Below are 12,135 nucleotides of genomic sequence, written 5' to 3' on the forward strand. Positions count from 1 at the left end.
TCGATGAAAAAGCTCATCCTCGCCTCGGTCTCGGCGGCCGCCATGCTGGCGGCGGGCGCGGCCTTCGCGGCCGACAACACGTCCACGCTGAACCAGCCCGGCAACAGCAACAGCGCCACGGTGGACCAGTCGGGCGGCAGCTACGGCGACTCGCTGATCAACCAGAACGGCGACGACAACAAGGCCAACGTCACCCAGTCCGGCAACGACGGTAAGTCGACGGTCACGCAGGACGGGACGAACGGCAAGGTGACGGTCATCCAGAACCGTAACCAGGACCTGTTCTTCCCGGCCGCCGGCACCGGCGACAGCAACGTCTCGACGGTCACGCAGGCGGTCGGCACGGACGGCGCCAAGGCTAGCGTCAGCCAGCTCGGCGAACTGAACACGTCCGACGTTCAACAAAACGCCAGCAACGTGAAGGCCAGCGTCGACCAGACGGGCATCTACAACCACTCCTACGTCAACCAGGACGCCACCGGCGGCACGGTCGACGTGACCCAGGTCGGCGACCCGGCCACGGGCGGCCCCGGCGTGGGTGAAGGCGACAACCTGTCGACCGTCAACCAATACTCCGGCGCCGACGGCTCCAAGGCCACGGTGATGCAGACGTCGACCGGGACGAACGGCTATCCGTCGAACACCTCGCTGATCGACCAGTACGCGCCGGATTCCGTCGCCGACGTCACCCAATCGGGCGACGAAAACGTCTCCAACGTGCTGCAACAAGGCTCGAACGGCGGCAAGGCGGTGGTCGACCAGGACGGCTACAACAACCTGTCCAACATCACCCAAACGGGCAATGGCGCTTCCCAGAACAAGGCGAACGTGAAGCAGTCCGGCCAGAACCAGGACTCCGAAGTCGTCCAGACCGGCAGCGGCCTGACCGCCAAGGTCGACCAGCAGAACGACACCAACTACTCGAACGTCCTGCAGACGGCGACGGACTCGTCCGCCTACGTCACGCAGATCGGCGTCACCAACGACTCGTATGTGACGCAGACCGGCGCCGGCAACAGCGCCAAGGTCACCCAGGGCAACGCGACTGACCCCAACTCGACGGTCAGCAACCTGTCGACGGTCGACCAGAACGGCTACAACGGCAAGGTGGTCGTCGCCCAAGGCACTGACGGCGCCTATTCGGAGAACTGGGGCAACACCTCCGACGTCAACCAGGACGGCGACGGCAACTCCGCCAAGGTGACCCAGAAGAACCACGAGAACGTCTCGACGGTGAATCAAAACGTCGGCTACACCGCTGGCGTCACCAACAACAAGGCGACCGTGGCGCAATCGGGCGACTACAACACGTCGCTGGTCAACCAGGGCAGCGTCGAACTCGCGGCTGCGAACAACACCGCCAGCGTCGACCAACAAGCCAGCTACAGCTACTCCGAGATCAACCAGGAAGGCGACGGCAACACCGCCAGCGTGGTCCAGATCGGGTCGCTGCAAAACTCGACGATCAACCAGCTGGGCGACAGCAACATCGCCAGCGTGTCGCAGTCCGGCAGCGGCAACGTCTCGCTGGTCAACCAACTGGGCAACGGCAACGTCGCCTCGGTGACCCAGTAAACTGCGTAGGGCCGGCGCTCCGCGCCGGCCCGCCGTCTCGCCTCAAGCCCGGCGCGCCGGGCTTGGGCGCGGGGCTCCTGTCACCGAGCGGTCCGTCGACCGCAGCTTTTTCCAGCAGCCGGCGCGCGTCATATGCGTTTTAGGCTCTGGTCAGGATGAAGCGAATGAAGCCGCTGACCTCCGTTTCGACCGCCGCGCTGCTGCTCAGCGCCAGTCTGGCCGCGACCGCGGCCCAGGCTCAGTCGGTCTACATCAAACAGGTGGGAGCCGATAACGTGGCCAAGGTCGAACAATCCGGTCCCGGCAACGGGGAAGGTCCGCTGGGCGGCCAGATCCGCCAGTCCGCCGACAACGCGATGGCGTCGATCAGCCAGGCCGGCTCGGACAACGACTTCAACATCGACCAGTCGGGCGACGGCGCGCACGAGGCGACGATCGACCAGACCGGCGAAGCCAACCTCGCCAGCATCTCGCAGGACGGCGCCGGCGCGAACGTCGCCGAGATCGTCCAGGGCGGCTACGGCAACCACGCCAGCATCACCCAGTCGAGCCTGCTCCTGGGGCACACCGCCTCGATCATGCAGAACGGCTCGGAGAACGGTGCCTCCATCACCCAGACCGGCGACGGCAATTCCGCCACTCTGACGCAGGACGGCGACGGCAATACCGCCAACTTCGTGCAGAACGGCAACGGCAACAACATGGCCGGCGTGCAGACCGGCTCCAACAACAACCTGTCGCTGACCCAGAACGGCGACAATCTCGGCACGCCGACGGTGACCCAGACGGGCGGATCGACGCTGTCGGTCACCCAGACCGGGCTCGCCCCGCTCTTCCCCGGAACATGAGCGCCACGCTGCTGCCGCTGATCCTGGCGCTCGCCGCCGGCCCGACCGACGTCGATCAGGTCGGCTTGGAGCAGATCGGCACACCCGATACGCCCGGAGCGGCGGTGCGCGAGGTCGACGCGCTGCAGCTTGGCGAACGCAAGGCGGTGATCGCGCCGGCGCCGCCGTCCTCGCCGCCCACGCCCTTCGACCAGGTCAACAAGGAGGCGCGCACCGCCGCCGCGCCCGCCGGCCAGCCGGACTCGATTCCCTATCGCAGCCCCGAACAGCTCAACACCTCGCCCAAGACCGCCGAGGCGCCGAGCGGACCGGCCGTGCCCTGGCCGCGCAGCACGACCATGGAGCCGGTGTTCGGCCAGGACGCCTGCGACCCGCAGGATCCGAAGTCGCGCGACAATCCGGCCTGCGCCCGGACCCTGGAGATGCGCGCGAGCGAGTTCGCCCAGCCGGCCGCCCCGACGACCTCGGCCGAGGAGCGGCTGATGAGCGACACCCACGAGCGCGGGCAGGACGCGGACGCCTCCGCCCGGCGCCTGGCCACGGGCGACGTGCAAAACAGCAGCGCGGCCCAGGCCTATGTGTTCACCCAGGACACGGCGGCGGCCGCGGCGCAAAGCACGGCCACGACGGCCGTTTCGGCCGAGACGCAAAAGGCGATCGACGCGGCCACCCAGTTGCTCGGCAGCCTGCCCGCCAACGCGGTGATCACGCCGCACTGAGCTGGAGCGGCCGCGACAAGGCCGGCCGGCCGGGCCCTGCGCGCCCCTAGTGGGCGGCCTGCCTGACGAAGCAGTCCTGCGAGCCCGCCTTCAGGGTCTGGCAAAACGCCTTGGCGCTGTCGACCGAGGCGAACCCGCCCAGACGCGCGCGATAGAAGCGCTTGCCGTCGAGATCCACCGTCTGGACGTCGTCGGTCAGGCCCATCCCCTCGCCGAACCGGGCCTTGACCCGGCTCAGCGCGGCCAGCGCCTGGTCCCGGCTGGGCGCGGCGGCGACCTGCACGACGACCCCGCTCGCCGGGGCGGACCTGGCCGCCGGCGCGATCGCCGAGGCCGGTTCGGCCTTCTCCGCGACGGTGACCGCGGCGGCCGGCCGCGGCGGCGGAGAGGCGGCAGCCACCTTGAGGCCGGCGAACGGGCGCACATAGTCCGCGTCGCACGCCGCGCGGGTGAGATTGTAGAGCTGGCTGCCCGCCGGGGGCGTCAGCCAGTCGTCGGTGACGGCCGCCGGGCGGCTCTGGCCCCTGAGGTTGCGCTCGGAATAGTTCGTCACCTCGACGACCTTGACCGCGGGCTTGGCGCAATTGACGTCGATGACGGCGGTCCAGGACCGGTAGCCCTCGTCCTGGGCGATCTTGGCGCTCAGCACCTCCGAGCGGAAGGTCACCCGCAGCACCCCGTCGGTCAGGGTCTGCGGCCGCTCGACGGACGACAGCGCGATCACGTCGGTGGCGCCCACCGAGACCACGTCGCGCAGGGACATGTTGGTCTCCGCCTGCACCCAGGCGGCCAGCGCGGGACGGTCGAAATTCGTGGGGAACGGCTCCTGCGCCGCCATGGCCGGCGCGCAGGCGAGCGCGGCGACCGCAATCGCCGGCGCAATGGTTCGGATGGACGTTCGGCTTGGTTTAACCATGAACAGCTCTTGCGTCCGTGCTAGCGCAACAAAGTCAATCGAACCAGTGTGATTCCCTCCTCGGGAGAGCTGGCGCGCGCCTTCACCCGACTGGCACGCGATCAGGCTGTCCCACGTGCCTCAGTCGTTCAGCTCGGGTTCACACGCCCTTGATTAGACGCGGTTTCCCTGGCGCAGGTCGAGGCGGCGCCCTTCTTGCTTCGACCAGGCCGTCACGCCAAAATCGCCCCGTCGGGGGACGTGTCCGAAATCAAGTCATCAGTCGTGGGCCGGCTGAATGTCGATTGGAGGTAGCCAATGTCGTCCCGCCTTGCGCGCCGTTTCGCAGCTTCGCTCGGGTTCATCGCGCTGCTGGTCTGCACGTCGACCGCCATGGCCCAGAGCGCCGCGGCGCCGGTCGCGGCGATCGCGCCGGCCAGCCAGGCCCAGCCGGTCTCGTCCCAATCCGACACATCGAACCTGCCGACCTACGCCGGCTCGGAGTACCGGCTTGGTCCAGGCGACAAGGTTCGCGTGATCGTCTTCGGCGAGGAATCGCTGACGGGCGAGTTCGTGGTCGCCGGCAACGGCAAGGTCGCCTTCCCGCTGGTGGGCGACGTCCAGGCCGCCAACCTGACCATCCCGCAATTCCAGGACAACCTCGTCGCGGCCCTGCGCAACGGCTACCTGAAGGAGCCCCGCGTCAGCGCCGAGGTGCTGACCTATCGGCCCTACTACATCCTGGGCGAGGTCAATAAGCCCGGCGAATACCCCTATTCCAACGGCCTCACGGTGCTGAACGCGGTGGCCACCGCGGGCGGATTCACCTACCGCGCCCAGACCAAGCGCGTGTTCATCCGCCGACTCAACGAGACCAGCGAGACCGCCTACGAGCTGCGAAGCGAGACCCCCGTGGCGCCTGGCGACACGATCCGCATCGGAGAGCGCTTCTTTTGACCTGCAGGCGCCCGACGCCTGGGGGATTTGTGAAGTTTTATCGCGTCCTGCGTGCAGGCTCTGACACTTGGCGCCTGGCTTGATGTAAAGTGATTTTAATATTCTAGCCCGAAGGATCGCTCAAATGCGCGCTTCACACCTGATCGCCTCCGTCTCGGCTCTCGCCGGCGCCCTGGTCGTCTGCACGGCGGCCAACGCCGCCGAAATTTCGCCGCTCGGCCACAGCGTCGCCGCGACGGCGACGAGCGCCGAAACCACCGCCGACAAGCCGATGGCCGTGCGGGTGGCCGTGCGCGGCGCGGTCAAGCAACTGCTCGTCACCACCGGCCCGAAGCCGGATGAAGTGGTCAAGGCCATCGACGCCGTGTTCAAGGCCTGCAAGCCGGCCGACGGGTCGCCGAAGGCCGAGGGCTGGAGCTGCCCGGCGAAGGAAGACACCTATTCGGCTCTGCTGGACGTGCGGGGCGTCATCGTCGCGCTTCTGGAGAGCCCCGAGCCCGCCGAGACCGGCACGGGCACCGCGGCCATCAGCTCTTTCCCGGTGACGACCTCCGGTGGTTCCTACTATACAAACCTCGATAACTAACAGCGCCTCACTCCCCGGTTGCGTGGTGAGGCGAAACAAACAGCCGCAAGGGGGCCTTCTTGCGTAACCGTCTTTTCTGCCTCTCACTCCTCGCCGGTGTGGCGAGCGCCGCCGTCGCTCACGCTCAATCGCTTGAAAGCAACAGCTCTTTCTCGCGCGATAAGAACGTGAGCGTCACGCAGCGCCCGCGCCCCGGCTACCAGGCGCTCGGCATCCATGCCGGCAGCTTCTTCATCTATCCGAAGCTCACCGCGGACGTGGCTCACGAAGACAACATCTTCTACGAGAACACGAACGAGAAATCGGACACGATCTACAGTCTCCGCCCGTCGGTCGAGCTGCAGTCGAACTGGTCGCGCCACATGGTGCACGCGTTCGCCCAGGCCGACATCTACAAGTTCGACAAGTACTCCGACCAGGACAACACGACGTGGGAGGTCGGCGCCAGCAGCCGGATCGACGTCGTGCGCGGCGCCTACATCCGCCTGTCCGGCGGCTACCAGGATCTCGTCGAGGCCCGCTACTCGCCGACGGTGCAGCAGTATTCCTCCAATCCGCTGGAATATAAGCGCACCTACGGCACGATCGGCGGCTCGCGCGAGGTCAACCGCCTGCGGATGAGCGGCGAGCTCACCTACAGCGACTACAACTACAACGACACCAGCGTCGGCCTCACCCAGATCGACCTGGGCTACCGCGACCGGCAGACCACCGACGTCAACATGCGCGTCGACTACGCGGTCAGCCCGGCGCTCGCCGTCTACGTCTACGGCGCCTACAACAAGCGCGACTACGCCCACACCACGCTGATCAACGACGTGGACCGCACCTCGGACGGCTGGGAAGGCGCGGTCGGCGCCGACTTCGAGGTCACCGACCTCACCCGCGGCCAGCTGCAGGTCGGCTATCTCAGCGAGAAGTACGACGACCCGCGCGTCAACGACGTCACCGGCCTGGCCCTGCGCGGCCGCCTGGAGTGGTTCCCCACCCAGCTCACGACGGTCACGTTCACCGCGGAGCGCTCGATCGAAGACACCGGCGTGCTCGGCGCGGCCGGCACCTTGACCTCCAAGGCGTCGGCGCAGATCGACCACGAGCTCCTGCGCAACCTGATCCTGACCGGCCGGTTGAACTGGCAGCGGGACGAGTATCGGGGGCTGGACCGCGACGACGATTATTCAGCGGCCATGCTTGGCGTTAACTATTTGCTCAACCGCAAAGTCGGCGTATTCGCGCAATACAACTACCAAACACGCGATTCCTCCGGCCTGCAGCGCGGTGTTGAGTACAACGCCAATCGCATTCAGGTCGGGGTCGTCCTGCAGTACTGATTGATGGCTCAGAGCGCCCGGGCGTATGAAAGACGCCCGGCGCTATAAGGGTTCCCCCATGACTGACCAACGGGATGGCGCGCTCCCCCCGCCGACCGAGGCGAGCTTTGACCTGCGCGCACTGTACGTGCGCTTCCGCCGACGCCTGCCGATCTTCCTCGGCGTGGTCGGCGCGATCATGGCCGCCGTGCTGGTCTACACCTTCACTCAGCCGAAGGGCTACACGGCCACGGCCAACGTGCTGATCGAGCCGCGGCAGCTCAACGTCCTGTCGCAGGCCGACGTGGTCGCCGGCCTTCCCACCGATTCGGCCTCGATCGACACCCAGGTGCAGGTCATCAGCTCGCGCGCCATCGCCGAGCACGTCGTCGAACGCCTGGAGCTGGACAAGGACCGCCATTTCAGTTGGGCGCTCGATACGGCGGCCAACAAGTCCGGCGGGGTGAAGGGCTTCCTGAAGTCGCTCTTCCGGGCGGCCGCCCCGCAGACCAGCGCCGGTTCGAGCACGCTGGACGCGAAGGCCAAGCGCCTGGAGCCGATCATCGACGTCGTCCAGGGCCAGACCCGCGTGCGGCGCTCGGGCCTGACCTATGTGATCGAGGTCTCCTACACGGCCGGCGATCCCGTGTTCGCCGCCAAGATGGCCAACGCCGTGGCCGAGCAATACCTGATCGACCAGGTGGAGGCGAAGCTCAACGCCACCCGCGGCGCCAACGACTGGCTCACCAGCCGCCTGAACACGCTGCAGGTCCAGGTCGAGAGGGACGAGGCCGCGGTCCAGCGCTACAAGATCGCGCACAACCTGCTCAGCTCCAACGGCGCGACCATGGCCGAGCAGGAAGTCTCCACCCTCAACCAGCAGATCGCCAGCGCCAAGGCCGACCTGGCCGAGAAGGAAGCGCGTCTGAGCGCGGCCCAGAGCCAGCTCAGCCAGGGCGGCGGCGGCGGCGACATCGCCGCCGTGCTCGGCTCGGACGTCATTCGCGACCTGCGCTCGCAGAAGGCCGCCGTCACGCGGCGCCAGGCCGAACTGCTGACGCGCTACGGCCCGCGCCACCCCGACGTTCAGAAGGTGCAGCAGGAACTGGCCGACCTGGACCAGAGCATCAACCAGGAGATCGCCCGCCAGATCTCCAACCTCAAGGCCGAGGTCGACATCGCCCGTCAGCGGACCTCCTCGCTGGAAGCGAGCCGCTCGCACGCGCAGGGCGCGCTGGCGTCCAACAATTCCTCCGAAGTCGACCTGATGGAGCTGGAGCGCAAGGCCGAAGCCAGCCGCGCGGTGTATGAGGCCTTCCTCAACCGGTCCAAGGAGACGTCGGCGGCCGAGGGCACCCAGACGCCCGACGCCCAGCTCTCCTCGCCCGCCACGCCGCCGGACGCGCCGAGCAAGCCGAACATCAAGATCAACCTGGCCCTGGGCCTGGTGCTCTCGCTGGTGGCCGGCCTGGGCGTGGTCATCCTGGTCGAGAACCTGGACTCGGGCCTGCGCACCTCCAGCGAGGTCGAGACCCTTCTCAACGTGCCGAGCGTCGGCGCGGTGCCGCTGATCCCGGCCAACGAGAAGGTGGCCAACAAGTTCGACTACATCCTGAACAAGCCCTTCTCGGCGTTCTCCGAGGCGTTCCGCAACCTCAAGGCCTCGCTGCTGTTCTCGCGCAGCGACCGGCCGATCCGGGTGATCTCGATCTCGTCGGCCCTGCCGGGCGAAGGCAAGACGCTGACCACCCTGTCGCTTGGCCGGTCGATGGCCTCGAGCGGCTCCAAGGTGGTGATCATCGACGGCGACCTTCGCCGCCACATGCTCACCGCGGCGATGAACGTGGCCCCGCCCAAGGGCTTCGTCGAGCTGCTCCAAGGCGAGGCCAGCCTCGACGAGGTGCTGTTCCTCGACGAGGCCAGCGGCGCGTCCTTCATCTTCTGCAGCAGCGCCGACACCCCGATCGCCGACGTCATCGGCGGCGGGCGCCTGGCCGAGGTCTTCGAGGAGCTGAAGTCGCGGTTCGACTACGTGCTGGTGGACACCGCCCCGGTGCTGGCCGTGGCCGACACGCGCGTGCTGGCCGCGAACTCGGACGTCGTCCTGTTCCTGACCAAGTGGGCCAAGACGCCGCGGCAGGCGGTGATGGCCTCGATCGACCTGCTGCTGAACGCCGGCGCCTATCTGGGCGGGGTCTGCCTGACGCAGATCGACCTGGCCCAGCAATCCCGGCTCGGCTACGGCGACAAGCTCTACTACTATCAGGCGTACAAGAAGTACTACAGCGAATAGAAGAGGTAGGGCTTGGATCAGGGCCTCGCATCGCCGCGACGACGCAAAGAGGCTGATCTTGGGCTGAGGCTGGCGCGCATCAGGATGATGGGGGGCGGCCTCACCGCCATCGCCATCGTCACGCTGGTCTTCATCGAACTGGCCCTGTTCGGCGGCGATCGACTGCAGATCGCCCTGTTCATCGCCGGCGTGGAGCTCATCGCCCTCGGCCTTCTGATCGCGGGCAGCGCCTGGTTCCGCAGCGCCCTCACCCGCAGCTCGTACCTGGCCGCGCCGGCGCTTTTGCTGCTGCTGGTCATGCTCTGGGGCTATCTGCAGGCGCTGGCCCTGCCCTGGCCCGAGGCCATGCGCACCTGGCCCGCGCAGAGCTGGGCCTACACGCCGGGCCGGCTGCCGATCTCCATCGACACGTACCGCACCATCACCGAGGTGGTGAAGCTGGGCGGGATCGCGAGCCTGGCGCTGATCGGCGCCGCGATCGGCAAGGACGACGACCGCGCCCACCTGACCTGGAACACGATCGGCGTGCTGGGCGGAATCTACGTGGCCTTCGCGCTGATCGCCTACGCCCATCCGATCGAGGGCGTCGGCCGCGTGGACGGGCGGCTGAGCGCCACCCTCGGCGGCCCCAACCCGGCGGCCACCGTCCTTTCGATCTTCGTGGTCATGTCGTGGACCGCGCTGCTGCGGGCCGCGGCCTCGCTGACCCACCAGGACTTCTCGGGCCAGCGGCTCGGCGTGCTGCTCTGGAACGCCGCGCCCTGGGTGCTGCTCTTGGTGCTGTCCTTCGGCGCGCTGTCGCTGACGGGCTCACGCGGCGGCGCCGGGGCGTGCTTCGTCGGCCTCCTGGCCAGCACCATCGTCATGACCTGGGGCGAGATGCGCAATCGCCGGGCGCTCGGCGTCATCGCCATCTCCAGCCTGGTCGTCCTGGCCTGCTTCACGGTGCTGGTCATGTCGTCCGGCTCGCTGGCGGTGCGCCTGTCGATGGTGGACGACGCCCTGGCCAACCGCCGCGAGATCATCTCCGTCTACCTGGCCGAACTGGCGCACACGCCCTGGACCGGCATGGGCCTGGGCACGTTCCACCGCTTCAACCAACTGCTGATCGGGCCCGGCCACAACGAGGTGCTCTGGAACCTCGGCGCCCTGCACAACGTGTTCCTGCAATGGATCTTCGAGGCTGGCTTCCTCGGCGCGGCGGCCATGTTCAGCGCGGTCGGGATCCTCTTCGTCCTCACGCTCGGCGGGCTCAGGCGCCGCCGCTTCGGACGCACCTGGATCGCCGGATCCACCGCCATCTCCACGGTGGTCCTATCGCATGGGCTGATCGACTTCGGCCTTCAGGTGCCGGCGATCGCCGCGCTCTGGGCGCTGGTGCTGGGCGTGGGCGTCTCGGTCTCGCGGCCGTCCTCGTCGTCGCGGGACTGAATGAGCAGCCAATAGGCGAAGGCGCCTTCGTCGCTCCGGATGCGGCGCGCCAGGGCCTTCAGACGCGGCCGGTTCTCCCAGGCGCCCAACAGCACCTCGACCTCGCCGCTCGCCGCTGCGCGCGTCTGGGGCGGAAGCTCCGCCCAATGATCGAACGCCAGCGGGATACGCCACTGGGCGACGGTCGCGTCGACGGGAGCGGCCTTGTAGGACTGGGCGAGAGCCTCCTGCGCCGAAGGCGTCATGCGCCCGCCGCCGACCTTGATCTCCAGCAGCACGACGCGCAGCCAGGCCGAGGCGTCAAAGGGGCTGTAGTCGAGCTGGCGCATGGCGGCCTGGCGGGCCGGGCGATACTTGGCGAACGCCTCGTCGCCCTCGGCCAGCAGCGCGTCCTGGATCGTGGCGTCGTAGCAGGACGGCCCGCACAGCGGCGAACGCGTCAGGCCGATCAGGTCGCTCCACATCAGCAGGCTCAGCGCGCCCAGCTCCAGGCTCAGGCCGGCCGCCAGCAGGACCCACAGGGGCACGCGGACCCTCGGAATCCAGCGGCTGGCGCTGCGGATGCGGCCCGTACTCACTTCAGGATGCCCATCACCGGCTGGGTCGCGAAGTAGACGACGCCCCAGCTCGCGCCGACCAGGAGGGCGATGAGAATGGCGATCTCGAACCAGAACCGCACCCGCTCGCTCTTGGCCCGGCGGTCGAGATTGCGCCAGTAGGCGGCCTCCTTGGCGTAGCGGCCCTGCGGGCGCTTGCCGTTCGACGTCCCGCCGACGGCTTCGGCCAGGAGTTGCACGGAAGAGACGGTGTTGGCGGCGTCGTCAGGCTTGTCCGCGGCAGCGGGCGCCGCCTCCGCTTCCGCTTTTGGCGGACCCGCGTGCGTCACCTCGCTCAGCGCCGCCCGCTCCGGCTGCGGCTTCGGCGTCGCCGCCGGGGGCTCGGGTTCCGGGGCCGGCTGCATGACGGCGACGTCGGCTTGCAGCGTCAGGGCCTCGTCTGCGGCGGCGGCCTGCTCCGCCGCGGGCTCGGGCGCCGCGGGCTGATCCGGCTCCTTCGGCGCGAACAGGTCTTCGCTGTCGGCCGGATCGATCCAGAAGAACGGGCGCCGTGGACCTTGGTCCGGTTCGCCGGCGCCGGCCGGCGCCGAAGGATCGCCGGCGGCGGGCGCAGGCGGTGCGTCGCTCTCGGCCGACGAGGCGTCGTCCTTCGCCGCGCCGCCGTCGGAGTCACCAAGAGCCGCCTTCAGCGCCGACCATTGGCCGCCCGCCCCGCGCGCGCCGCGGCGCGAAATCTGTAACTCCTTGAGTCCGTGGCCGAATAGCCCGCCGCCGACCCACGCAAGAGCCACGAGAACAAGAACCTGCCAAAGCGTCATATGTCTATTTGGCTCATCCGATGGCCACGTTACGGAAGACGACACCCGACCCAGCCACGGCCGACTATAGCATCGGGCGCCTATTTCCCCATTTTAGTAAGACCAGATTGTGCCCTCAAAGAATGGACATTGGGCAAACGCGTGGC

At 68.1% G+C, this 12,135-nt stretch carries 11 protein-coding genes; 8 read left to right on the forward strand and 3 right to left on the reverse strand.

Annotation, left to right across the window (positions count from 1 at the left end):
• Positions 1-3 precede the first annotated feature (3 nt).
• The 3 genes from ACE3TA_RS17145 to ACE3TA_RS17155 all read left to right on the forward strand — a co-directional run bounded on the left by ACE3TA_RS17145 (position 4) and on the right by ACE3TA_RS17155 (position 3,142).
• Positions 4-1,575 carry a beta strand repeat-containing protein gene (locus tag ACE3TA_RS17145; RefSeq protein ID WP_374575526.1) on the forward strand — a complete coding sequence of 524 codons (1,572 nt, stop codon included), beginning with the start codon at positions 4-6 and terminating at the stop codon, positions 1,573-1,575.
• 164 nt (positions 1,576-1,739) lie between these two features.
• Positions 1,740-2,423, forward strand: a complete 684-nt coding sequence (locus tag ACE3TA_RS17150) for a hypothetical protein (protein ID WP_374575527.1) — start codon at positions 1,740-1,742, stop codon at positions 2,421-2,423.
• On the forward strand, positions 2,420-3,142 hold the full coding sequence (locus tag ACE3TA_RS17155) for a hypothetical protein (protein WP_374575528.1): 723 nt from the start codon (positions 2,420-2,422) through the stop codon (positions 3,140-3,142). Before ACE3TA_RS17150 ends, ACE3TA_RS17155 begins: the two co-directional genes overlap by 4 nt.
• 46 nt (positions 3,143-3,188) lie before the next feature.
• Here the strand turns inward: ACE3TA_RS17155 and ACE3TA_RS17160 are convergent, their stop codons facing one another.
• Positions 3,189-3,980 (reverse strand): SPOR domain-containing protein, encoded by a 792-nt coding sequence (locus tag ACE3TA_RS17160; RefSeq protein WP_374575529.1) that lies wholly within the window; start codon positions 3,978-3,980, stop codon positions 3,189-3,191.
• A gap of 375 nt (positions 3,981-4,355) precedes the next feature.
• Between ACE3TA_RS17160 and ACE3TA_RS17165 the strand changes: the two genes are divergently transcribed.
• From ACE3TA_RS17165 to ACE3TA_RS17185, 5 genes are all read left to right on the forward strand, one after another.
• Positions 4,356-4,994 (forward strand): polysaccharide biosynthesis/export family protein, encoded by a 639-nt coding sequence (locus ACE3TA_RS17165; RefSeq protein WP_374575530.1) that lies wholly within the window; start codon positions 4,356-4,358, stop codon positions 4,992-4,994.
• A gap of 124 nt (positions 4,995-5,118) precedes the next feature.
• Positions 5,119-5,580, forward strand: a complete 462-nt coding sequence (locus tag ACE3TA_RS17170) for a hypothetical protein (RefSeq protein WP_374575531.1) — start codon at positions 5,119-5,121, stop codon at positions 5,578-5,580.
• Between the two features lie 167 nt (positions 5,581-5,747).
• Entirely contained in the window at positions 5,748-6,911 is a 1,164-nt protein-coding gene (locus ACE3TA_RS17175; protein ID WP_374575532.1) for an outer membrane beta-barrel protein, read from the forward strand.
• Positions 6,912-6,969: 58 nt separating this feature from the next.
• Entirely contained in the window at positions 6,970-9,183 is a 2,214-nt protein-coding gene (locus ACE3TA_RS17180; protein ID WP_374575533.1) for a GumC family protein, read from the forward strand.
• Between the two features lie 84 nt (positions 9,184-9,267).
• The gene (locus ACE3TA_RS17185) at positions 9,268-10,614 is read left to right on the forward strand and encodes an O-antigen ligase family protein (RefSeq protein ID WP_374575534.1); all 1,347 of its coding nucleotides are present in this window, start codon (positions 9,268-9,270) and stop codon (positions 10,612-10,614) included.
• Here ACE3TA_RS17185 and ACE3TA_RS17190 read toward each other — a convergent pair.
• Both ACE3TA_RS17190 and ACE3TA_RS17195 read right to left on the reverse strand, forming a co-directional pair.
• Positions 10,527-11,192 (reverse strand): hypothetical protein, encoded by a 666-nt coding sequence (locus tag ACE3TA_RS17190; RefSeq protein ID WP_374575535.1) that lies wholly within the window; start codon positions 11,190-11,192, stop codon positions 10,527-10,529. The genes ACE3TA_RS17185 and ACE3TA_RS17190 overlap by 88 nt on opposite strands.
• Positions 11,189-11,989: a hypothetical protein gene (locus ACE3TA_RS17195; RefSeq protein ID WP_374575536.1), complete on the reverse strand. Its 801-nt coding sequence runs from the start codon at positions 11,987-11,989 to the stop codon at positions 11,189-11,191. Before ACE3TA_RS17195 ends, ACE3TA_RS17190 begins: the two co-directional genes overlap by 4 nt.
• Positions 11,990-12,135: the final 146 nt, after the last annotated feature.

The sequence above is a fragment of the Phenylobacterium sp. genome (assembly GCF_041916435.1).
In the GTDB taxonomy this organism is placed as follows: Bacteria; Pseudomonadota; Alphaproteobacteria; order Caulobacterales; family Caulobacteraceae; genus Phenylobacterium.